Origin of the sequence: Burkholderia sp. Ac-20379 (assembly GCF_017104645.1) — a bacterium.
Taxonomy (GTDB): Bacteria; Pseudomonadota; Gammaproteobacteria; order Burkholderiales; family Burkholderiaceae; genus Burkholderia.
Genome location: NZ_JAAGPF010000122.1, coordinates 1 through 20,579, shown reverse-complemented (window position 1 = coordinate 20,579; position 20,579 = coordinate 1). Strand labels below are relative to the sequence as shown.

The 20,579-nt window shown below is 69.6% G+C and carries 16 protein-coding genes and 2 pseudogenes; 4 read left to right on the top strand and 14 right to left on the bottom strand.

Going from position 1 to position 20,579, the window contains the following annotated elements; translation table 11 throughout:
• From G3N92_RS17235 to G3N92_RS17175, 13 genes and pseudogenes are all read right to left on the bottom strand, one after another.
• Positions 1-261 (bottom strand): annotated as a pseudogene (locus G3N92_RS17235) (sigma-54-dependent Fis family transcriptional regulator); the annotation flags it as partial.
• A 20-nt stretch (positions 262-281) separates the two neighbouring features.
• Complete coding sequence (locus tag G3N92_RS17230; protein ID WP_206128744.1) at positions 282-1,700, bottom strand: hypothetical protein; 1,419 nt, start codon at positions 1,698-1,700, stop codon at positions 282-284.
• A gap of 167 nt (positions 1,701-1,867) precedes the next feature.
• Positions 1,868-2,698, bottom strand: coding sequence for a peptidase C39 (locus G3N92_RS17225; protein WP_206128743.1), 831 nt, complete (start codon positions 2,696-2,698; stop codon positions 1,868-1,870).
• A gap of 6 nt (positions 2,699-2,704) precedes the next feature.
• Positions 2,705-3,418, bottom strand: coding sequence for a C39 family peptidase (locus G3N92_RS17220; RefSeq protein ID WP_206128742.1), 714 nt, complete (start codon positions 3,416-3,418; stop codon positions 2,705-2,707).
• A gap of 106 nt (positions 3,419-3,524) precedes the next feature.
• Positions 3,525-4,961: a cell wall anchor protein gene (locus tag G3N92_RS17215; protein WP_206128741.1), complete on the bottom strand. Its 1,437-nt coding sequence runs from the start codon at positions 4,959-4,961 to the stop codon at positions 3,525-3,527.
• 23 nt (positions 4,962-4,984) lie between these two features.
• A complete protein-coding gene (locus G3N92_RS17210) occupies positions 4,985-5,647 on the bottom strand; it encodes a hypothetical protein (protein ID WP_206128740.1) in 663 nt (220 codons plus the stop codon).
• Positions 5,644-6,135 carry a hypothetical protein gene (locus tag G3N92_RS17205; RefSeq protein ID WP_241014841.1) on the bottom strand — a complete coding sequence of 164 codons (492 nt, stop codon included), beginning with the start codon at positions 6,133-6,135 and terminating at the stop codon, positions 5,644-5,646. The genes G3N92_RS17210 and G3N92_RS17205 overlap by 4 nt, the downstream gene beginning before the upstream one ends.
• Positions 6,136-6,160: 25 nt before the next feature.
• Positions 6,161-6,526 carry a hypothetical protein gene (locus G3N92_RS17200; RefSeq protein WP_241014840.1) on the bottom strand — a complete coding sequence of 122 codons (366 nt, stop codon included), beginning with the start codon at positions 6,524-6,526 and terminating at the stop codon, positions 6,161-6,163.
• Between the two features lie 535 nt (positions 6,527-7,061).
• Positions 7,062-8,498, bottom strand: a complete 1,437-nt coding sequence (locus tag G3N92_RS17195; protein WP_206128739.1) for a heavy metal sensor histidine kinase — start codon at positions 8,496-8,498, stop codon at positions 7,062-7,064.
• 8 nt (positions 8,499-8,506) lie between these two features.
• Positions 8,507-9,202 carry a heavy metal response regulator transcription factor gene (locus G3N92_RS17190; protein ID WP_206128738.1) on the bottom strand — a complete coding sequence of 232 codons (696 nt, stop codon included), beginning with the start codon at positions 9,200-9,202 and terminating at the stop codon, positions 8,507-8,509.
• On the bottom strand, positions 9,199-10,752 hold the full coding sequence (locus G3N92_RS17185) for an efflux transporter outer membrane subunit (RefSeq protein ID WP_206128737.1): 1,554 nt from the start codon (positions 10,750-10,752) through the stop codon (positions 9,199-9,201). Before G3N92_RS17185 ends, G3N92_RS17190 begins: the two co-directional genes overlap by 4 nt.
• 5 nt (positions 10,753-10,757) lie before the next feature.
• The gene (locus G3N92_RS17180; protein WP_206128736.1) at positions 10,758-12,131 is read right to left on the bottom strand and encodes an efflux RND transporter periplasmic adaptor subunit; all 1,374 of its coding nucleotides are present in this window, start codon (positions 12,129-12,131) and stop codon (positions 10,758-10,760) included.
• Between the two features lie 31 nt (positions 12,132-12,162).
• Positions 12,163-15,369, bottom strand: coding sequence for an efflux RND transporter permease subunit (locus G3N92_RS17175; protein WP_206128735.1), 3,207 nt, complete (start codon positions 15,367-15,369; stop codon positions 12,163-12,165).
• A gap of 351 nt (positions 15,370-15,720) precedes the next feature.
• Here G3N92_RS17175 and G3N92_RS17170 point away from each other — a divergent pair, with 351 nt between their 5' ends.
• Positions 15,721-17,367 carry an acyl-CoA synthetase gene (locus tag G3N92_RS17170; RefSeq protein ID WP_206128734.1) on the top strand — a complete coding sequence of 549 codons (1,647 nt, stop codon included), beginning with the start codon at positions 15,721-15,723 and terminating at the stop codon, positions 17,365-17,367.
• A gap of 33 nt (positions 17,368-17,400) precedes the next feature.
• On the opposite strand, the gene G3N92_RS17165 is transcribed toward G3N92_RS17170, so the two are convergent.
• Positions 17,401-17,880 carry a 2,4'-dihydroxyacetophenone dioxygenase family protein gene (locus G3N92_RS17165; RefSeq protein ID WP_206128733.1) on the bottom strand — a complete coding sequence of 160 codons (480 nt, stop codon included), beginning with the start codon at positions 17,878-17,880 and terminating at the stop codon, positions 17,401-17,403.
• A 234-nt stretch (positions 17,881-18,114) separates the two neighbouring features.
• On the opposite strand from G3N92_RS17165, the gene G3N92_RS17160 reads away from it, so the two are divergent.
• From G3N92_RS17160 to G3N92_RS17150, 3 genes and pseudogenes are all read left to right on the top strand, one after another.
• Positions 18,115-18,666: a hypothetical protein gene (locus G3N92_RS17160; protein WP_206128732.1), complete on the top strand. Its 552-nt coding sequence runs from the start codon at positions 18,115-18,117 to the stop codon at positions 18,664-18,666.
• Positions 18,667-18,701: 35 nt separating this feature from the next.
• The gene (gene cobF / locus G3N92_RS17155) at positions 18,702-19,466 is read left to right on the top strand and encodes a precorrin-6A synthase (deacetylating) (RefSeq protein ID WP_206128731.1); all 765 of its coding nucleotides are present in this window, start codon (positions 18,702-18,704) and stop codon (positions 19,464-19,466) included.
• 221 nt (positions 19,467-19,687) lie between these two features.
• Positions 19,688-20,579 (top strand): annotated as a pseudogene (locus tag G3N92_RS17150) (VRR-NUC domain-containing protein); the annotation flags it as partial.

The following is a 20,579-nucleotide window of genomic DNA, read 5'->3' as shown; positions in this document are numbered from 1 at the left end:
GCTCGAGAAGCCGCGCAGATCGAGCAGGCCGGCTTGCGGCGCGGCGGCGGCCGGTTGCCGCGCGAACTCGAGCGGCGAGCCGAAGCGCACGACGCGCCAGCCGTGCTGCGACAGGAACGTGGCCAGCACCGGGTCGGGCAGGCGGGCGAGATAGACGAGCGTGCGCGGCGCGGCCGGCGCGTCGGACGGGGTGTCGGCGGCACGGCGGCGACGCGAGAAATCGGCGGCGATGACGGCGGGCGGGACGCGGGACTCTTGCACGATGGGCTCCGTCGCGACGATCAGAACGTGTAGGGGAAACGCACGCCAACCACGAAGTTCGGCGCGTCCGGCGTCAGGCCGACGGCAACCGACGCATTCATCGTCAGGTGCTTGTTGAAGACGTGATTGAGGCCGAAGCTCAGCGTCGACGCGGTGGTCTGGCTGCCCGGCACCTTCTGCCAGACGTCGCCGGGCGCCTTGGTCTTGGTCTCCGGCTCGAACGCCAGCGTGTAGGCGATGCTGGCCGAATCGCGTTCCGAGAACGCCAGCGCCACGCCGCCGCCGATCTGCACGATGTCGCCGAGCTTGACCTTGGCCGGTTGCGTCTGGCCGACCACCGACGAGATGTCGGAGAACGAGCGCGCGACGTTGTAGGTGTACGACAGGCTGCCGAACAGCACGATCGGATCGTAGGTCTTCAGCACCGACATGCCGGCCGTGATGCTCCAGAAGCCGGTGCCGGTGGGCAGCGTGTCGGGCGCGACGAGGTTGGTGTTGTTCGGATCGATCTGGCGCAGCTTGATGCCGAACGGCGAGGTGCCGGACGGCGTCTTCACGCGCAGGCTGCCGACCACGTCGGGCAGGTTCTGGGTTTCCTTCAGAAACTGGTAGTAGATCCCGAAGTTCACGTCGCCGAGCGCGTGCGAGCTGCCGCTGGCGTCCGACAGCGAGCTGGCCGCGCCGCCCGCGCCGCCGACGATGAAGCTGCTGGTGCGATACACGTAGGGCACGTCCACGTCCACGTTGATGCGGCTGGTCAGGCCGTAGCGGATGTCGACGTCGCTCGTCAGCTGGTGCGATTTGGTCTGGCCGAGGTTCAGGTTGCCGAGGAAGATCGCGTCGAGCGCGAGGAACCCGGAAAGCTGCAACTGGCGGCGGTCGTAGTAGGTGTCGCTGATGCCCCAGTCGATCGTCAGCTTGTGGTCGAACAGCGGGGCGTGTTCGCGCTGCACGACGGCGTTTTCGGCTTCGGTGCGGGTGGGCTCGGCCGCGCGGTTCTCGGTGCCGATCGAGCCGGCCGCCGCCGCGGCGTTCGCGCCCCGGGGGCCGGCGCCGGTGCCGGCCGAGCCCGTCACGGGCGGCGAGACGGATACGCCGGTGGCCGTGCCGGTGCCGTCTCCCGAGGCAGGCGAGAGCGGCGTGTATTGGGCGAGCAGGGTGCCGCCGCCGGCGCCTCCATTCGCTCCGCCGTTCGCGGCTTCGGCCGGCGGGTCGGACAGACCGCGCCCGCGCTGCTGCATCTCCAGATCCACCACATGGCGTTCGAGCGACTGGATCTTGCGTTGTTGCGCATCGACGAGCTGCATCAGCGCGTTGAGCCGGTCCTCGACCGACTGATTGGCCAGCGCCTGGGCCTGGGCGCCGCTGGCGAGCGCGAGCATCAGCACGGCCGCCGGAATGGCCGCGAGCGGATGGCGCGGCGAGAAATCGATCTGCATGGTCTAACCCCCGGTGTTGTTCGAAGCGTGACATTCGGTTCCGCGCCGCTCGCCGGTTCAGGCTGCCCGGCGGCAAAGGAACGGCGCGTTCTGCTGCCGTATCGGCGTCCCGTCGCATGCTGGGCGCGGGCGCCGTGGTTATGGAGCTGCGGTGTGCGCGCCGCGCGTCATCTCCTTGCGCCGAAGCCGGCTTGCAGCGCCTGCAGGATGCCGGCCTGGCGCAGCGCGCCGCCCGACATCTGTTGCGTGCGCAACTGAAGCTGGAGCTGGTTGGAGACGAGCTGCTGATTGCCGGCCACCTGCAGCAGTTGGGCGATGCTGCCGGCCTGCGCGGCGGCGGGCGCGACGATCTGGCTCGCGACGCCGGCCGGCGTGTTCAGCGCGAGCGTCACGCCGTTCGCGCCGAACGCGATGCTGGCGCGGATCGTGCCGTCGGCGCTGGCCGCCGAGGCGCTCGGCGCGTTGCTCGCGCCGGGCAGCATGGCCGATGCCGTGCCGAGGTTCGGGCCGAAGTCGATCGTCATCGCGTTGCTGCCGGTGTTGCCGTTGCCAGCCACCTGCGTGACCTGCGACACGCCGTTGACGCGGATCGTCTGGCCGCCCGACGCCACCGCGTTCGGATCGGTGCCGTTGGCGCGCGACGGATCGCCCGCCACCACGGCGGCGACCGTCTGCACCTGGGCCGACAGCTGGTTCGCGCCGTTGGCGGCGACGTTCAGCGATCCCTGAGCGACCGCGAGCGCGCCGTTCGGCAACTGCCATTGCGAAATCAGGTTGACGACGAAGCCGGACACCATCGTGGCGTCGGCGAATTTGCCGGTCTGACGGGCCAGCACGTCGTCGCCGACCGCGACGATCGGCAGCGCGGCCTGCGCCGGCGCGTCGCCCGCGAACGGCATCTGCATGCCGGCGGGCGAGGTGGCCTGGGCGGCGCTGCCGGTGAGCGCGCAGGCGGCCGCGCATGCCGCGCCGCGCAGGAATGAGAGTGAGCGATTCATGATGGGTCAGAACAGGTCTGCCTTGATCAAGCCGTACTCGACGAACGGGATCGCGGCGGAGCCGGTGGTGAGCGCCTGTTCGCGCAACCGGAGCGCCAGCGAGTCGTTGTGCTGCAGCAGCGGGGAATCCTCCATGAAGGGTTTGCCCACAACGGCGAACACCAGGCCGTTCCAGGTCTTGACGAAATCCTGTTCGAGCAGGATGCGGTTGCCGAGCGCGGGGTCGGCGATGAACACCCGGCCGTCGGCGGCGCGCTTGACGATCACGAAGTGCTCGTAGCCTTCGATGTTCATCAGCACGATGACGGGGATCTGCAGCGTGCGGAGCGCGTCGAGGCCCACTCGGAAGCCGCGTCCGCGCAGCCCGAGCGTTTCGACGAACTTCTTCATGTCGAGCATCGAGAAGCCGTGACGCACGACCACCTCGGGCGAGGAGAAGGCCATCATCCGCTGGATCATGTCGGCTTCGGGGATGTCGATGCCGTAGCCGTACTTGAGCAGCGTGGCGAGCGCGGCCGAGCCGCAGCTGAAATCGAACTGCTGGCCGACGATGTCGCGATGGCGCAGGTCGTACATCGATTTCAATGTCTTGTGCACGGGCACGCCGGCGAACGGCAGCGCGTCGATGCCCGACGCCTGAGCGGTCGCGAACGGGCCGAAAACCCAGCATGCGCAGAGGGCTGCGAGCCGGGCCGGCGCGTGAAGGCGTGTCGATGTCATGGGTGTCTCCCCCGCTACTGCCTGTTGCTTCGTGCTGCTTCCTGCCGAGCGTGCGGCAGGGCCTCGCGCGCCGCCGATCCTGCGGTGCGCGAGGCTGCCGGAGCGGTCAATGGCCGCTGTTGAGCGCCGCGATCGCGAGGCCGTTGTGCTGCAGGTTGCCCGCGCCGCCGGCGATGTTCACGCCGATGTTGCCGGTCGCACCCGTGAGGGTGTTCGCGCCGAGCATCGCGGTGCCGACGAAGCGCCCGTCGATCTGCGCGCTGGCCACTTGCGTGTTGTCGTCCGTGGCGATCATGGCGACCGTGCGAGCCTGGCCTGCCGACACGGTCGTCATCGAGCCGGCGAGGCTGTTGTTCTGCACGTTGCCGATGCCCGAGGCGACATTGACGCCGACGTTGCCCGACACGCCCGCCAGCGAACCGTCGCCCACCGACGCGTTCAGCACGAAGTTGTCGATGCGGGCGCGGCCCGACGACGCCTGGTTGCTGAAGATCTGCGCGTTGCCGAACACGTTGCCGACATCGACCGAAGCCAGCGACACGTCGTTGCTCTGCGCGTTGTCGATGCCCATCGCGATGTTGACGCCGAGGTTGCCCTTGACGCCGGTGGCCGCGTTGTTGCCGGTGGTGGCGGTCAGCGTGCCGGCTTGCTCGGTGTTGGTGACGAACGTGAGGGAGCCCGTCGTTGCGCTGCGCATGGCGGTGTAGGTGTTGCTGAAGCCCCAGTAGTTCGCGTTGAGCGATTCCGATTTCTCGTTCGCGGAGATCGAGCCGCTGGACGCGGATTGCGCCTCGCTCTGCATGCCGCCGGCATTCCATGCCGTGCCGAACGATGCGCTCGTGCGGCTCGTGCTGGTATCGGCGTGCTGGTGCGCGCTGCTCGACGCGTTGGCCGAGGACGACGTGCCCCAGGCCGCACCGGCGGCACCGGCGATATAGCCGCTTTCGCTTTGCGACGCACTGCCGCCCGCGATGAAGCCGAACAGGCCCGGCAGGAAATACCCGCTGATCTGGCCGCTCTGGCTGCTGCCCGATGCCGCGGCGGCGCCGCCGACGATGAAGGCCGAGCCGCCGGTGTTGCCCGATTGATGCAGGCTCGACGACTGGTTGGCCGTCGCGCTCTGTTGCGACGAGGCCGTGCTGTAGGTGCCGCCGGCGACCCAACTGCTGCCGCTGCGCGACATCGACTGCGACGACTTCGTCTTGTACGACGCGTCGAACGACGAGGATTGCACGCCGTTGTGGTATGCGTAGCCCGAGTTGTTGACGGAGGACGACACGTCGTCCACCGATGCCGTGATGCTGCCCTTCGTATAGCTCTGATACAGCGGCTCCAGCGACACGTGATTCAACGAAACCGTCTGGTTGTTGTTGATCACCGCGCCGGCGCTGCTCGACACGCCGACGGCGCCGTACAGACCGACAAACCCGAAGATGCCGACAGCCTCGGTGACCCCGGTAACGTTGTAGAGGAATGCGTCCGCCGCTTGGGCCGATCCGGCGGCCGAGACGAGAACCGCGGCTGCAATGACAGTGCGTTTCATGATGCGCTCCGATACAGAAGTGGCTAGTTGATAAAAAGCGTGCCCGCCGGGGGACGGAGCACAAAACTGTTTGCCGTGGTGTTACCGGCGCCGGCTGTCTGGTTGACTTGCACGATTCCGCTGATATGCTTGAAAGCGTCGCCGCTAATCGACACCTCCCGCATTCCCCGGCCCCCCGCCGGGTTTCCCAGGCCTCCGGCCTTCGAAGCCGTTTCGGACAGTTCGGTATCCGAAACGGCTTCGATTCCTGCGCCCAGCGAGCCGATGGCCATGCTGTTGCGCTGTAGATTTGCGCTGCCCGCGCTCTGATTCACCATTGCCGCACCCGACAGGTTCGACAACGCGCCGCCCTCGATGCGGGCCGCCGTGTCGCCGGTGCGCGCCACGCTCGTGGCCACTTGCAGCGACGAGAGGCTCGCGCCCGCCGCCGTGCCGATGGCGATGCCCAATTGATTGGCCTGTGCATTGCCCGTACCCACCGTCTCGTTGATCTTGAGCACGCCGCCGATGTCGCGCGCCGCGTTCGCGCCGATCGTCGCGACGCCGCTCACCTGCGCCGCCGATTGCGCTTGGACGCCGGCGGCCGCGAGCAGGGCGAGCGCCGGCAGCCAGCCTGCGCCGCGTGCGAAGATCGTTCGCACAGCGAAGCAATCGTTCGATGCCGATGCGTGAGAAAGGCGGCTCATTTGATCGCTCCCAGCGCGGTGACGAGCGGCGAGATCGCGCCGGTGATGGTGGTGGAGATCGTGCCGCCGATGGTCGCGATGCCCGAGGTCGGGATGCTCACGCCGCCCGCGCCGCGCCCGAGCGGGCCGGCCAGGTCGGCCGTCATCACCTGGGTGACGGCGGCCACCGTCGCGCTGGTGCCGGCCACGTTGCCGCCGGCGATGCCGAGCGAGCCGCGCGCATTGGTCAGATCGAGATCGGAGGCCAACGTGGCCATCATCGGGTTGAACGTGTTGGCCGGGAACGTCGTGGCGCGCACACGCACCGGATCCTGATCGACCGGCACCGGGCGATACGCGATGCGCGGCGTCACGTCGCGCAGCACGATCAGGTCGCCAGGGTTCTGCGGCGCCTGTTGCGCGTGGGCCGTGCTCGCGGCGCCGGCGATCGCGCCGGCAGCGCCGAGCGCGGCGAGCGGAGCGACGAACGGGAAACGGAGCGGATTCATGTCGGCATCCTCGGTGGTTCGGGTTTCAACGGCGCGTCAGGCTGAGGCTGTTGCCCTGCATCGGGCGCGGCGCATCGGCCGGCACCGGCAGCGGCGACGGCAGGGCCGGCGGCACGAGCTCGTCCCACAACGTCACGCCGTTGCGCGCGGCGGCCAGCTGCATCGGCGAGGCCGACACCATCATCGTCATGCCGGCGGCGCGGCCGCGTTGAGCGGCCAGCGTCGCTTCGTCGAGCTGGGCGTCGCGCAGGCCGGCCATCGGCCGTTCGGCCGCGACGAACTCGAGCGCCGCGGCTGCCGGCAGCACCTGGGCGTGCACGGCGGACAAGCTCGCCGCAGCGATCAGCGCGGCGGCGACATTCAGGCAGAGGTGGCGGGGCAGGTTCGGCATCGCAGGTCTCCGGTGTGCAGGACATACAGCGAGGAGCGTGCCAACGGCGCAAAACCCGCGCCCCTGCTCGATTGCGCGACGCGCATCCGGCCTGCGGGCCTGTAAGCCGAACGAAAACGTATCAGCCTTGAAACACCGCCCGGTTCACGGCCGGAATGCGTTGCGCGGACGCCGCGGAATCGTGGTTCGCGCGGCCCCGGACATACCCTGAGCGAGGCCGCGCGCCGAACGTGGCGAAGCGCACGGAACGCAGGCGCGGCCGTTCCGGACGCGGCCCGCCCGCAACGCGGCGAGCGAGCGGCGCCGGCTCGCGGCGGCGTCGCGCGAACGTATCAGGCAGGAACCACTGTTAAGAAACGATGCGGAGAAGGTGGCGGAGGCAACCGAATCGGCACATCGGCCGTGCGCGGTGTCGCGAACGCGAGACGACGCCGCGCGGCGGCACGCGCTGCGAAGGAAGGAAACGGGAGAGCCGCGAACGGCAACGCTCGCGGCCGGCTCGTTCATCCAACGAGCCGGCCGCGCCAGCCGGTGTTCAGGAAGGACGCAGCGCCGCCTTGTGCGGCATGGTCTTGACGACGGGCCGCTGCCCGGCCGGCAGCGCCGGCGGCGTGGCGGGCACCGAGAAGCCGAACGTGTTCCAGCCGTCGTCGCAGCTCACGAACACCGCGCCGCCGTGCATGTCGGCGACGGCCTTGACGATCGACAGCCCGAGCCCGTGATTCTCGTTGCTGTTCGAGCGCGCCTCCTCGAGCCGGTAGAAGCGCTCGAACATGTGCGCGCGCTTGGCCGGATCGAGCGCCGCGCCGGGGTTGGCCACGGCGATCTCCACCTGTTCGCCGGTCGCGCGGATCGTCACGCGGATCGCGTCGCCCGGCCGCGAGTGCTGGATCGCATTGATCAGCAGATTGGTCATGGCGCGGCCGAACAGCGAGGTGTCGACGCTCGCGCGCGCATCGCCCGACAGCTCGGCGCGCAGTTGCGCGTCCTCCAGCGAGAATTCGAGGAAATCGAGCATGCGCGCCACCTCGTTCGCCAGCGACACGTCGCTGAGGTTGGTGGCGCGCTCGCCGCGATCGCTGCGCGACAGGAACAGCATGTCGTTGACGATCACGCGCAAGCGCTCGAATTCCTCGAGGTTCGACTGCAGCGTCTGCTGCATGCGCTCGACGGTGCGCTCGCGCGAGGTCAGCGCCACCTGGGTCTGGCCGATCAGGATGCTGACCGGCGTGCGCAACTCGTGCGCGACGTCGGCGTTGAACGATTCGAGCCGGTCGTAGGCCAGCTCGATGCGCTCCAGCGCGCCGTTGAACGAACTGGCCAGCTCGTGCAGCTCGCTCGGCAGCGCGTCGGTTCGCAGCCGCTGCTTGCGGTTCGCCGGGCTCAGCGCGGCCGCTTCCTTGGACAATTGCGCGAGCGGCTCCAGCCCGAAGCGCGTCACCGCGCGGCTCAACAGCAGCGAGATCACGGTGGCCGCGCCGATCAGCGCCGCCAGCGTCAGCGCGATGAAGCGCAGCATCTTCTGCGTGCGGTCGCAGGCGGTGGCCACGATCAGCGTCAGTTCGGGATGAATGCCGTTCGACGCGATCGTGGTGGTGCGCGTCATCACGTTGTAGCTGCTGCCGTCGACGTGCTTCAGTTCGAACGCGCCGACCGGCACGTCCACCGGCGTGCCCACCACCGGCTTGCCGAGCGTGTAGGCTGGATCGGGGCTGGTGACGATGTAGCGCGTCGAGCCGTCGAGCGGCTGCAGATCGGTCAGTTTTTCCTGCGTGATGTGCCAGCGCGCCGGGGTGCTGGCGTGCGAGAGGATCATCTCGGCCACCTTGGCGCGGGTTTCCAGCGTCGCGCGCAGCTCGGCGAACAACTGCCGCTCCATCATCGCGAACAGGCCGATCCCCACCAGCGAGAACACCAGCAACGAGGTGATGGCGAACATCACCGACAGACGCATCGAGATCGAGCGTTTCATGGAGAACCTCAGCGACGCAGGTCGGCTTCCGGCTCGTCGCGCACTTCGAGCACGTAGCCCATCCCGCGGATGGTATGCAGCAGCTTGTCGGAATACGGGCCGTCCAGCTTGGCGCGCAGCCGCTTGATGGCGGTTTCCACCACGTTCGCGTTGCTGTCGAAATTGACGTCCCACACCAGCTCGGTGATGGTCGTCTTCGACAGCACCTCGCCGCGCCGGCGCGCCAGCACGCCGAGCAGCTGGAATTCCTGGGCGGTCAGGTCGAGGCGGATGCCGTTGCGCGTGGCGCGGCGGCTGATCAGGTCCACGCGCAAATCGCCGATCGAGATCAGCGTCGATTCCTGCACGCGGGCGCGGCGCGTCAGCGCGCGCAGCCGCTCGATCAGCTCGAGAAACGAGAACGGCTTGGTGAGGTAATCGTCGGCGCCGCCGCGCAGGCCGCGCACGCGGTCGTCCACGCGGTCGCGCGCGGTCAGCATGATGACCGGCGTGTCCTTCTGCGCCCGCAGCGCGCGCAGCACGCCGAAGCCGTCGATCTTCGGCAGCATCACGTCGAGCACGACCACGTCGTAGTCGTATTCGACGGCTTTCCAGGCGCCGTCCTCGCCGTCGGTAGCGGTATCCACCACCCAGCCTTCCTCCGACAGCCCGCTTTTCAGGTAATCGACGACCTTCGGTTCGTCTTCGACGATCAATACTTTCATTCGGATTTCCCGTTGGCTGGCCCGGCGGCGGCAGACCAGCCGCCGCCGAGCGCTTTTGCGAGATATACCACCAGCGCGGCGCGTTGGCCACGGATCTGCACCTCCTGGCGCTCGCTGGTCAGTAACTGTTGTTGCGCGCTGATCACGTCGATGTAGGCGGTCAGGCCGCCCGCATAGCGGTCGCGCGCGAGCGAGACGAGCTGCCGCGAATCCTCCACGCCGGCGCGGGCGCGGCGGCTGGCCTCGTCGAGCGTGGACAGGCCGGTCACGGCGTTCTGCACTTCCTGGAACGCGGTCAGCACGGTTTGCCGGTAGTTGGCCTGGGCGGCCGCGTAGCCGGCCTGCGCGTAATCGACGCCGGCCTGGAGCCGGCCGCCCTGGAACAGCGGCTGCGACACCGATGCCCCCACCGACCACACCAGCGCCGGCACCGAAAACAGGCTGGCGAAGCGCGTGGCTTCCCAGCCGATGTCGGGCGACAGCGTCAGGCGCGGGAAATAGGCGGCGCGCGCCACGCCGATCTGTGCGTTGGCGGCGGCCATCGCGCGCTCGGCCGAGGCCACGTCGGGGCGGCGTTGCAGCACCTCGCTCGGCAGGCCGGGCGGCAGCGCGGGCGCGTTCAGCGGCTGCACGCGCGGGGCGATCGAGAACGACGGCGCGGGCGTGCCGGTCAGCGTGGCGATCGCGTGTTCGTATTGCTGGCGCGTGTTGCGCAGCAGTTGCGCCTGGGTTTTCGTCTGATCGAGCTGGGCGCGCTGCTGGAGCAGATCGAGCCCCGATACCGCGCCCAGTTCGTGCTGCGCGCTGACGAAATCGAGCGCTTTCTGCTGCAGCGCCACGGAGCGGGCCAGCACGTCGATCTCGGCGTCGGTTTCGCGCAGTTGCAGATAGGCGGTGGCGAGGTCGGCCGTCAGCACGAGACGGGCATTGGCAAGATCGTCGGCGGATTGCTCGGCGCTGGCCTGCGCGGCCTCCACGGTGCGACGGATCCGGCCGAACAGATCGAGCTCGTAGCTGGCCGTGGCGCCGAATTGCGTGTCGTTCTGGACGGTCGAATGGTTGGTCTGCGCGTAATTGGTCAGCGGGCGGTCGGCCGAGATCCGCGAGCGGCTCGCGCCGCTGTTCAGGCCGATCGCCGGCAGTTGCGCGGCCGAGGTCGAGGCCAGCGTGGCGCGGGCCTGCGCGTAGTGCGCAGCGGTGGCGGCCAGCGTCTGGTTGGCGGCCAGCGCCTGCGTTTCGAGGTCGTTCAGCAGCGGATCGTCGAACGCGGTCCACCAGTCGGGCGAGAGCGCCGCGTGGGATGGGCGCGCGCGTTGCCAGTAGGCATCGTCGGCCGGCGTCTGCCAGGCGTCGGGCGTGCCGACGGCCGGGCGATGGTAATCGGGGCCGACCGTGCAGCCGGCCAGCCACAGCGGCGACGTGGCCGCGGCCAGCACGGCCAGAGCGGCGCGGCGGGCGGCCGAACACCGCCGGCGCGGGCGCGGCGGCGAACCGGCAGCCGACGCGTGTGCCTCGGCCAAGCGCGCGATCCGGCTCGAAGGGCGACGCATGATGCTCACGATCCGGCCCCCGAAGCCCCCGAAGCCCCCGAAGCCCCCGAAGTGGCCGAAGTGGCCGAAGTGGCCGAAGTGGCCGAAGTGGCCGAAGTGGCCGAAGTGGCCGAAGCCCCAGAAGCGGCCGACGTGCCTGAAGCCGCCGCGTTCCCGTGCGCCGCCTTGCCGTCACCCGCCGCCACCGTCGCCTTCACGACCACCGTGTCTCCGTTCGCCAGCGAATCGCTCGGGTTCAGCACGATCCGGTCGCCGGCCTCGATGCCTTCGTCGAGTTCGAGCGACTTGCCGAGCGTGCGCGCGATCCGCACCGGCCGCAGCGCGACCTTGCCGTTGGCGTCCACCACGGCGAGCGTCGGCCCTTCGGCGCGGAACAGCAGCGTATTGGCGGGCACCGTCAGCGTGCCGACCGCCGCCATCGGCAGCGTCGCCTTCACGTAGGCGCCCGGCAGCAGGCGGCCGTCCTGGTTCGGCAGCGTGATCTCGATCTGCAGCGTGCGGGTGGCCACGTCGATGGCGCGCGCGGTGTGTGTGACGGTGCCGTCGAACGTCTGGCCCGGCAGCTCGGATTGCGTGACGGCCACGTGCTGGCCGACGCGCACCTGCTGCGCGTAGGTTTGCGGCACGCGCACGTAGAGCCGCAGCCGGTCCGCCTGGGTGACCATGAACAGCGCGCGCCCGGCGCCGCTGTTGCCCGCGTTGATCAGGTCGCCCACGTCGATGTTGCGCTGCGTGACCACGCCGTCCACCGGCGCGACGATCTTCTGGAAGCCTTTCAGCTCGGTCAGGCGGCGGACGTTGGCCTCGGCCGCCGCCAGGTTCGCGACGGCCTGGTTGTACGCGCCCTGACGGTCGTCGAGCTCCTGCTGCGAGACGGCGTCGCGCTGGCGCAGTTGCTGTGCGCGGTCGAACGAGGTGCGCGCCAGCGCCAGCGACGATTGCACCTGCTGGCGCTGCGCCACCGCCTGCGCGAATTCCTGGTCCACCTCGGGCGTATCGAGCTCGGCCAGCACCTGGCCGGCCTTCACGTGCGTGCCGATGTCGACGTCCCAGCGCGCCACGTAGCCGCTCGCGCGCGCGTAGATCGGCGCCTCCACGTAGCCGCGCAGCGTGCCCGGCAGCGCCAGCCGCGTGTCGCCGGTGGCCGGGCTCGGCGTGACCACCGTGACGTACTGGCGCGCGTTCTGTTCGGCCAGCTTGTCGAGCTTGCCGCGATTGAACCAATCCACCACCAGCGTGCGCGCGGCCAGCACCGCCAGCACCACGCCGGCCACGATCAGCGCGAGCTTCGCGCGCCGGCGCACCGTGTTGCGGGCGGGCAGGTCCAGCCCCGATTCTTCGGCGTGCAGCCCGACGGCGCTATGACGTTTCTCTTCCATGAGTTCAACCGGTCTAAAACGAATCCAGGGGTCAGGACGCTTCGGCGCGGTGCGCGCGCCGTTTCGCCAGTCGGTGATGCACGCCCGCGAACACCAGCGGGACGAAAAACAGCGTCGAAACGGTCGCGAACAGCAGCCCGCCGATCACGGCGCGGCCGAGCGGGGCGTTCTGCTCCGCGCCTTCGCCGAGCCCGAGCGCCATCGGAATCATGCCGATGATCATCGCCAGCGCGGTCATCATGACCGGGCGGATCCGCGTGGCACCCGCTTCCAGCGCGGCCGACAGCGCCGGCACGCCGGCATCGAGCCGCTGCCGCGCGAACGACACCACCAGGATCGAGTTCGCGGTGGCCACGCCCACCGTCATGATCGCGCCGGTCAGCGCCGGCACGCTCAGGTGGGTGCCCGTCACGAACAGCATCCAGGCGATGCCGGCCAGCGCCGCCGGCATCGCGCTGATGATGATCAGCGGATCGATCCACGACTGGAAGTTCACCACGATCAGCAGATACACCAGCACGATCGCCATCGCCACGCCCGCGCCCAGCCCGAAATACGAGCTGCGCATCGTGTCCACCTGGCCGCGCAGCGTGATGGTGGTGCCGCGCGGCAGCGTCTTGCGGGCCTCGCTGACGATCCGGTCGATGTCCGACGCCACGCCGCCGAGATCGCGCCCGTCCACGCTCACGTACAGATCCGTCACCGGCCGGATGTTGTAGTGCGTGACCACGGCCGGATCGACGCCGCGCCGCAGCTCGGCCAGATTCGCCAGCAACTGGTACGGCGTGCCGGGCGCGCCCGAGGCGGCGATCGGCGTGCTGAGCAGATCGCCGACCGAGTGGATCTGGTATTGCGGCGTCTGGATCGTCAGCGGATATTGCACGCCGGTTTGCGGATTGACCCAGAACGTCGGCGTGGTCTGCGAGGTGCCGGCCAGCGAGATCAGCATGTTCTGCGCGACGTTCTGCGCCGACAGGTTCAACTGCTGCATCCGCGTGCGATCCATGTAGGCCGTCAGCGTCGGCTCGTCGATGCGCTGCAGGATGTGCGCGTCCACCGCGCCGGGCACGGTGCGCACGCGCTTGAGCAACTGGCTCGCGATCGCCATGTTCGAGCTGGCGTTGTTGCCTTGCAGTTGCACGTCGATCGCGGCCGGCTGACCGAAGTTGAGGATCTGCGTGACGATGTCGGACGGCTGGAAGAAGAACTCCACGCCCGGGAAGCGCTCGGGCAGCACGCGGCGCAGCGTCTCGACGTAGCGGTGCGCGGGCGGGTGGCCTTCCTTCAGCGCGATCATGATCTCGCCGTCGAGCGTGCCGATCGTGCCCGCGTTGCTGTACGACAGGTTGATGCCGCTCGACGGCAGACCGAGGTTGTCGACGATGGTGTCGAGCTGGTCGGCCGGCACCACCTCGCGCACCACCTTCTCGACCTGGTCGGCCAGCCGCGCGGTTTCCTCGATGCGGATGCCCGTCTGCGCGCGCATGTGCAGGCGGATGTTGCCGGCGTCGACGCTCGGGAAGAAATCGCGGCCCAGCACGAAGATCAACCCTGTCGACAGCACGCAGAAGCCGAGGAACGCGATGGCGGCCGCGCGGCGGCGCACGATCAGCATGCCGAGCAGCACGATGTAGCCGGCGCGCAGGCGTTCGAACGCGCGGTCGAAGCCGTGGTGCAGGCGCGCGAAGCGCGACGCGCGGCGGGCCGGCGCTTCGGCGGCGGCGTTTTCGGCCCCATGCGCGCCCGGCGCGTGCGCCGCATCGCGCCGGAACAGCAGCATCGCCATGGTCGGCACCAGCGTGCGCGACAGCACGTAGGAGGCCAGCATCGCGAACACCACCGCCTCGGCCAGCGGCACGAACAGGTAGCGCGCCACGCCGGTCAGGAAGAACATCGGCACGAACACGATGCAGATGCACAGCGTGGAGACCAGCGCCGGCACCGCGATCTCGCCCGCGCCGTCGAGGATCGCCTGCCGCAGCCCGGTGCCGAGGTGCAGGTGGCGCTCGATGTTCTCGATCGTCACGGTGGCGTCGTCCACCAGGATCCCGACCGCGAGTGCCAGCCCGCCGAGCGTCATGATGTTGATGGTCTGGCCGAGCGCGGCCAGCGCCAGGATCGACGTGAAGATCGACAGCGGGATCGAGATCGCGATGATCAGCGTGCTGCGCCAGTTGCCGAGGAACAGCAGGATCATCATCGCCGTCAGCAGCGCCGCGATCAGCGCCTCGTGGATCACGCCCTGCACGGCGGCCTTCACGAACACCGACTGATCGAACAGCGAGCTGATCTTGAGGTCGGCCGGCAGCGTGGCCTCGACGCTCGGCAGCAGCGTCTTCAGCGCGTTCACCACCTGCAGCGTGGAGGCGTCGCCCGTCTTCATGATCGACACCAGCACGCCGCGCTGGCCGTCCTTGCGCACGATGTTGGTTTGCGGCGTGAAGCCGTCGCGCACGTGCGCCACGTCCGCCAGGTAGATGGTTGCGCCGTTCTGCGTGCGGATCGGCAGGCGGTTCAGCTCGGCCACCGTGTCGGGCGAGGCGTTGGTGCCGACGCGATATTCGGTCGGCCCGATCTTGGCCGTGCCGGTGGGCAGGATCAAGTTCTGCACGCCCACCGCGTTGACGACGTCGGCGGGCGACAGCCCCTTGGCCATCAGCGCCTGCATGTCGAGATCGACCGAGATCACGCGCGTGCGCCCGCCGTACGGGTAGGGAATCTGCACGCCGCGCACGGTGATCAGTTGCGGGCGCAGGAAGTTCAGCGCGATGTCGGCCAGCGATTCCTCGCTCAGCGACGAACTCGACAGCCCGAGTTGCAGCACCGGAATGCTCGACGCCGAATAGCTGATCACGAGCGGCGGGGTCGCCCCCGGCGGCATCTGCCGCACGATCGACTGCGCCGACGACACCGTCTGTGCGATCGCAGTCTGGGTATTCGCCCCCGGCTGCAGGAACACCTTGACGATGGCGATGCCGGGCAGCGTCTGCGATTCGATGTGCTCGATATTGCTGACGGTGGTGGTCAGCGTGCGCTCATGGACCGAGGTGATGCGCTCGGCCATGTCGCGCGCCGAGAAGCCGCTGTAATTCCAGATCACGCTGATGACCGGGATATCGATCGAGGGCAGCACGTCGGTGGGCGTCCTGACCAGCGCCAGCGGCGTCGCGAGCAGGATCATGATGGCCATCACGATGAACGTGTACGGGCGGCGCAGCGCGAGATTGACGATCCACATGGAGGCAGGCGGGAGGCGGCTCGGAGGGCGGGATGTAAGGTCGGGACTGGATGATAGTCAGGCGGGCGGGGCGCTTTCCTGACGCCAGAATGGCTGAATTGTCAGGAAGCGGCGGGCGCGACCGGCCGGAGACGGGGCCGCGCGAGGCCGGAAATCAGGCGGGTGGCGGTTGGGCGGGCGGCGGCGTTCATGGGGGCAGGGTTAGCGATCTCAGGGATAACGTGGGTTCGTCTGGCGCGAGCCTGTCGTTTCCATGACGGACGGCCCACAATGCGCCGGGTAGCCTGACACATTTCGAAACCGGCCGGTATCGCCGATAACGAGCGGGCCGAGCCCGCGGGAGACGCAGTCATGACGCAGTTGTTCGAGGATGGGCTGGGCCGGCGCGACGCGAACTACGTGCCGCTGACGCCGACCGATTTCATCGCGCGCGCGGCCGAGGTCTATGGCGACCGGCTCGCCGTGGTGCACGGCGCGCAGCGCTACACCTGGGCCGAGGCCTATGCGCGGGCGCGCCGCCTGGCCGGCGCGCTGGCGCAGGCCGGGATCCGGCGCGGCGACACCGTGGCCGCGCTGCTGCCGAACATCCCGCCGATGCTCGACGCGCACTTCGGCGTGCCGATGACGGGCGCGGTGCTCAATGCGATCAACACGCGGCTCGACGCGGCGTCGGTGCTGTTCGTGCTGCGCCACGGCGAGGCGAAGCTGCTGATCGTCGATACCGAATACGCCGAGATCGCGCGGCAGGCGGCCGAGACGCTGCCCGGGCTGCGGATCGTCAGCGTGGCCGACGCGATGCCGGCCGATCCCGCCAGCTTCGCCGGCGCCACCGATTACGAGGCGTTCATCGCGTCCGGCGACCCGGAAACGCCCTGGGCGCCGCCCGCGGACGAATGGGACGCGATCGCGCTGAACTACACGTCGGGCACCACCGGCGACCCGAAGGGCGTGGTGTATCACCATCGCGGCGCCTATCTGGCCGCGCTGTCGAATCTGCTCGAATGGGACATGCCCAAGCACGCGATCTACCTGTGGACGCTGCCGATGTTCCATTGCAACGGCTGGTGTTTTCCGTGGGCCGTGGCGGCGCGCGCGGGCGTCAACGTCTGCCTGCGCAAGTTCGACGCGCGCACCGTGTTCGATCTGATCCGCCGCGAGGGCGTCACGCACTACAGCGGCGCGCCGATCGTGCACAGCACGCTGGCCAACGCGCCGGCCGAATGGCGCGCGGGCATCGACCACGTGGTGCAGGCGCAGGTGGCCGGCGCCGCGCCCGCGCCGGCCGTGATCGCGCGCATGAAGTCGATCGGCTTCGCGCTCACGCACGTCTACGGGCTGACCGAAGTGTACGGGCCGGCCACCGTCTGCGCGGTGCAGGAAGGCTGGGGCGCGCTGCCCGACGAGGAGGTCGCGCGGCTGACGGCCCGCCAGGGCGTGCGCTATCACCTGCAGGCCGGCGCGACCGTGCTCGATCCGGACACCATGACGCCGGTGCCCGCCGACGGCGAGACGCTCGGCGAGATCATGTTCCGCGGCAACATCTGCATGAAGGGCTATCTGAAGAACCCGCGCGCCACCGACGAGGCGTTCGCCGGCGGCTGGTTCCACACCGGCGATCTCGGCGTGCTGATGCCGGACGGCTATATCCGCATCAAGGATCGCCGCAAGGACATCATCATTTCGGGCGGCGAGAACATTTCGAGCATCGAGCTGGAGGACGTGCTGTACCGGCATCCGGCCGTGGCGGTGGCGGCCGTGGTGGCGCTGCCCGATCCGAAATGGGGCGAGGTGCCGTGCGCGTTCGTCGAGTTGCGCGAGGGCATGACGGCCACCGAGGCGGAGATCCTCGCGCATTGCCGCACGCTGCTGGCCGGCTACAAGATGCCGAAGGCGGTGCGCTTCGGCGAGCTGCCGAAAACCTCCACCGGCAAGATCCAGAAATTCCAGTTGCGCACGCAGGTGCGCTCGGATTCGGCGATCGACGTGGCGGGGGAGTGAGCGCCGGGTGTTGAATGAGGCAGGGCGCGCCGGTCAGCGCGTGACGAACGGCGCCGCCGCTTCCGGCGCGCCGCGCGCATGGCGGCGCTGGCGCAGCAGCGCGACGCGGCAGTTCTCGCGCGCCACGTCGGCGCCCGCGTCGTCGAGCAGCACCAGGTCGCCGCGCATCACGTTGAACGTGATCACGTTGCCGGTGGGCGAGGCCACCGTTTCGGGCGTGTGCACCGAGCCGGCCGGCTCCAGCACCGTGCTGCCGGCGCGCGCGATCCAGTCGTATTCGCGGTAGCGCCATTCGCCTTCCAGCGTATAGACGAACACCGTGCCCTCGTGACGATGGCGCGGCAGCGTCATGCCGACCGGCATGCGCAGCAGCACCGTCAGCTCGTCGCGGGCCGCGTCGATATGGAGGTACTTGATCGCGAGGCCCGGCAGCGCGTCGGCCATCGGCAGCCAGGGCAGGTCGTCGTGCTGCAGGCAGTGGATCGGCGGCAAGGCGGCGACGGCGTCGGTCATGGCGGGGTATCGGGAACGGGTGGAACAGGGGAACGGGGGAGCGAGCCGCGATTATCGCAGAGCCGCCGCGTGCGAGGCGCAGCGCCCGCGACGACGGCCGCCGCTTCGCATCGTGCGTTGCCGGTTCGGATCGGCCCGCGCCGCGCGGCGGCTTCCGCGTTATACCAAAAGGCTCGCGGCATTGCCGCCCGCCGGTCGTCGGCGCGGCCGGCCGCTGCCGTGCCAGTTCGATCGATGACCCGAATCCCGTCCCTCCGCCTGCCTGCCGCCGATACGCCGTCCCTGCCGGACAGCGCGGCGGCGAGCGCGCCGGAAACGCGCGGCGCGGATGCCGCGGGCGCGGCAGGCGGCACGATCGACGCGCTGAAAATGCTCGCCACCTACGCCAAACGCCCGCGCGGCGCCGTCACCGCCCGTCGCGGCGAAACGGTCGAACGCCTCGGGCGGCTGCGCGCCGAGCTGTCGCGGATCGCGCCGCCGCCCGATTCGGCCGAGGCGGCGCGCGACGCGATCCTGGCCGCGATGGCGCGCGCCGGCCTCGAGGGCTGGACCGTGCCCGAACTGCACGACGCCGCCACGCTGGCCTACCAGGACGGCTCGAAGCGGATCGACCTGATCTCGCACGGCGTCGTCTTCAACCCGTGGGGCGCGTTCCGCATCGTCGATCTGCGCGCCGGCGCGGCGGTCTATTTCGAACTGGCCGGGGCCGGCCCGCGCGAGTTCGCCGCGCCGCGCGAACGCCGCCCGCTCGCCGCGCCCGGCAAACCGGCGCCCCGAACCGTTTAGACTGCGCGTTTTCGCCTCGGCCAATCGGAGCCGCCATGAAACGCATCCTCGTCATCGGTATCGGCAGCGGCGATCCCGACCATCTGACCTTGCAGGCCGTCGACGCGATGCGCCGCGCCGACGTGTTCTTCGTGATGGACAAAGGCCCCGCCAAGGCCAAGCTGATCGCGCTGCGCCACGCCATGCTCGCGCGCCACCGGCCCGACGGCGGCTACCGCGTGGTGGAGGCCGCCAGCCCCGAGCGCGGCCCGGACGGCGACAGCTACGCCGGCGCAGTCGAGGCGCTGAACCGCGACAAGCAGCAACTGTTCGAGCGGCTGATCGGCGGCGAGCTGCGCGACGGCGAATGCGGCGCGTTCCTCGTCTGGGGCGACCCGGCGCTCTACGACAGCACGATGCGAATCGTCGGCGCGATCGCGGCGAGCGGCCGGCACGCGATCGAATGGGAGGTGATTCCCGGCATCGGCAGCGTGCAGGCGCTGGCCGCGCGGCACCGCGTGCCGCTCAACGAGATCGGCCGCGGCGTGGCGATCGTCAACGGCCGCGCACTGCCGGCGCGGCTGCCCGAGGGGGCGGACAGCGTGGTGGTGATGCTCGATGCGCGCAATGCGTTCGAGCGGATAGAGGACGACGTCGATATTTACTGGGGCGCGTATGTCGGCACGCCGGACGAAATCCTGATCGCGGGGCCGCTGGCCGAGGTCAAGGACGAGATCGCGCGGGTGCGGGCCGAGGCGCGGGCGCGGCATGGGTGGATCATGGATACGTATGTGTTGAAGCGGCGGGGCGGAGCGGCGTAATTTTCGCGACGAAATCTGCCGGCTGGATCGGATCGTCGTCCGGAAGGCCATCGCTCGACGCTCGCCGTGCGGGGCGCATCCGAAGTCCATGCCAGAACCCCGCCCACACGCTATCCTGTGCACCTCGAATCCGTTGGCAATCCGGCCAATCCGACCCTTTTCGGCTCGTTTCCGCCGCAACGCCTCGCTTCAGCCGCCTCAGCCCAGCCCCGCCCGAACCCGTGCCGTCCGCCGTCCCATCTCCGTACGCCTTCTACTACCTCGACAACTTCGAGCGCGCGCTGGCCTGGCTCGCCGCCCGCTACGACGACCTGTTCGACGCCGCCGAGCGCGGCTTCCTGGAGGCGTTCGCGGCGCTGCCGCAGCCGTCGCGCGCGCTGCTCGTGCGGATGCTGATGCGCAGCGGCCCGTATTTCCGCGAAAGCAAGCTGGCCTATGAGGAGATCGGCGCAACCCCGGCCGCCGCCGCGCCGCTGATGGCGCTCGGCTGGGTGGACGCCGCCCCCGCGCTGACGCTCGACGGCGTGTTCGCGCTTGCCACGCGCCCCGAACTGGGCCAGCGCTTTGCCGCGCCGAAGGGCGCGCGCAAGGCTGAATGGCTCGACGCGCTGCGCGCCGAACACGACGCCGAACAGGCGTTCGAGGCCTGGCTGCCGGCCACCGGGGATCGCGTGCTCGAAGTGCGCGTCGGCGCGCTGTGCGACCGGCTGCGGCTGATGTTCTTCGGCAATCTGCATCAGGATTGGTCTGAATTCGTGCTGGCCGATCTCGGCGTGTTCCAGTACGAAACCGTCGAGTTGGCGGCCTCTTCGCGCGCGTTCCAGCAACGCGCCGATGTGGACGCGTATCTGGCGCTGTTCGTCTGCCGCGACGCGCTCGACGCGTGGCCGGACGCGATGCCGCTCGACACGCTGGCCGCCCACGTCAACGCGATCGATTGCGCGCAACCGTGGCTCGACACGCGCCGCGCCAAGCTGCTGCATCAGATCGGCAACGCCTGCGAGCGCCGCGAGGATTGGCCCGGCGCGCTGGCCGCCTACGGCGCGAGCGCCTGGCCCGGCAGCCGGCACCGCCGGGTGCGCGTGCTGGAGCGTTGCGGCCGCGACGCCGACG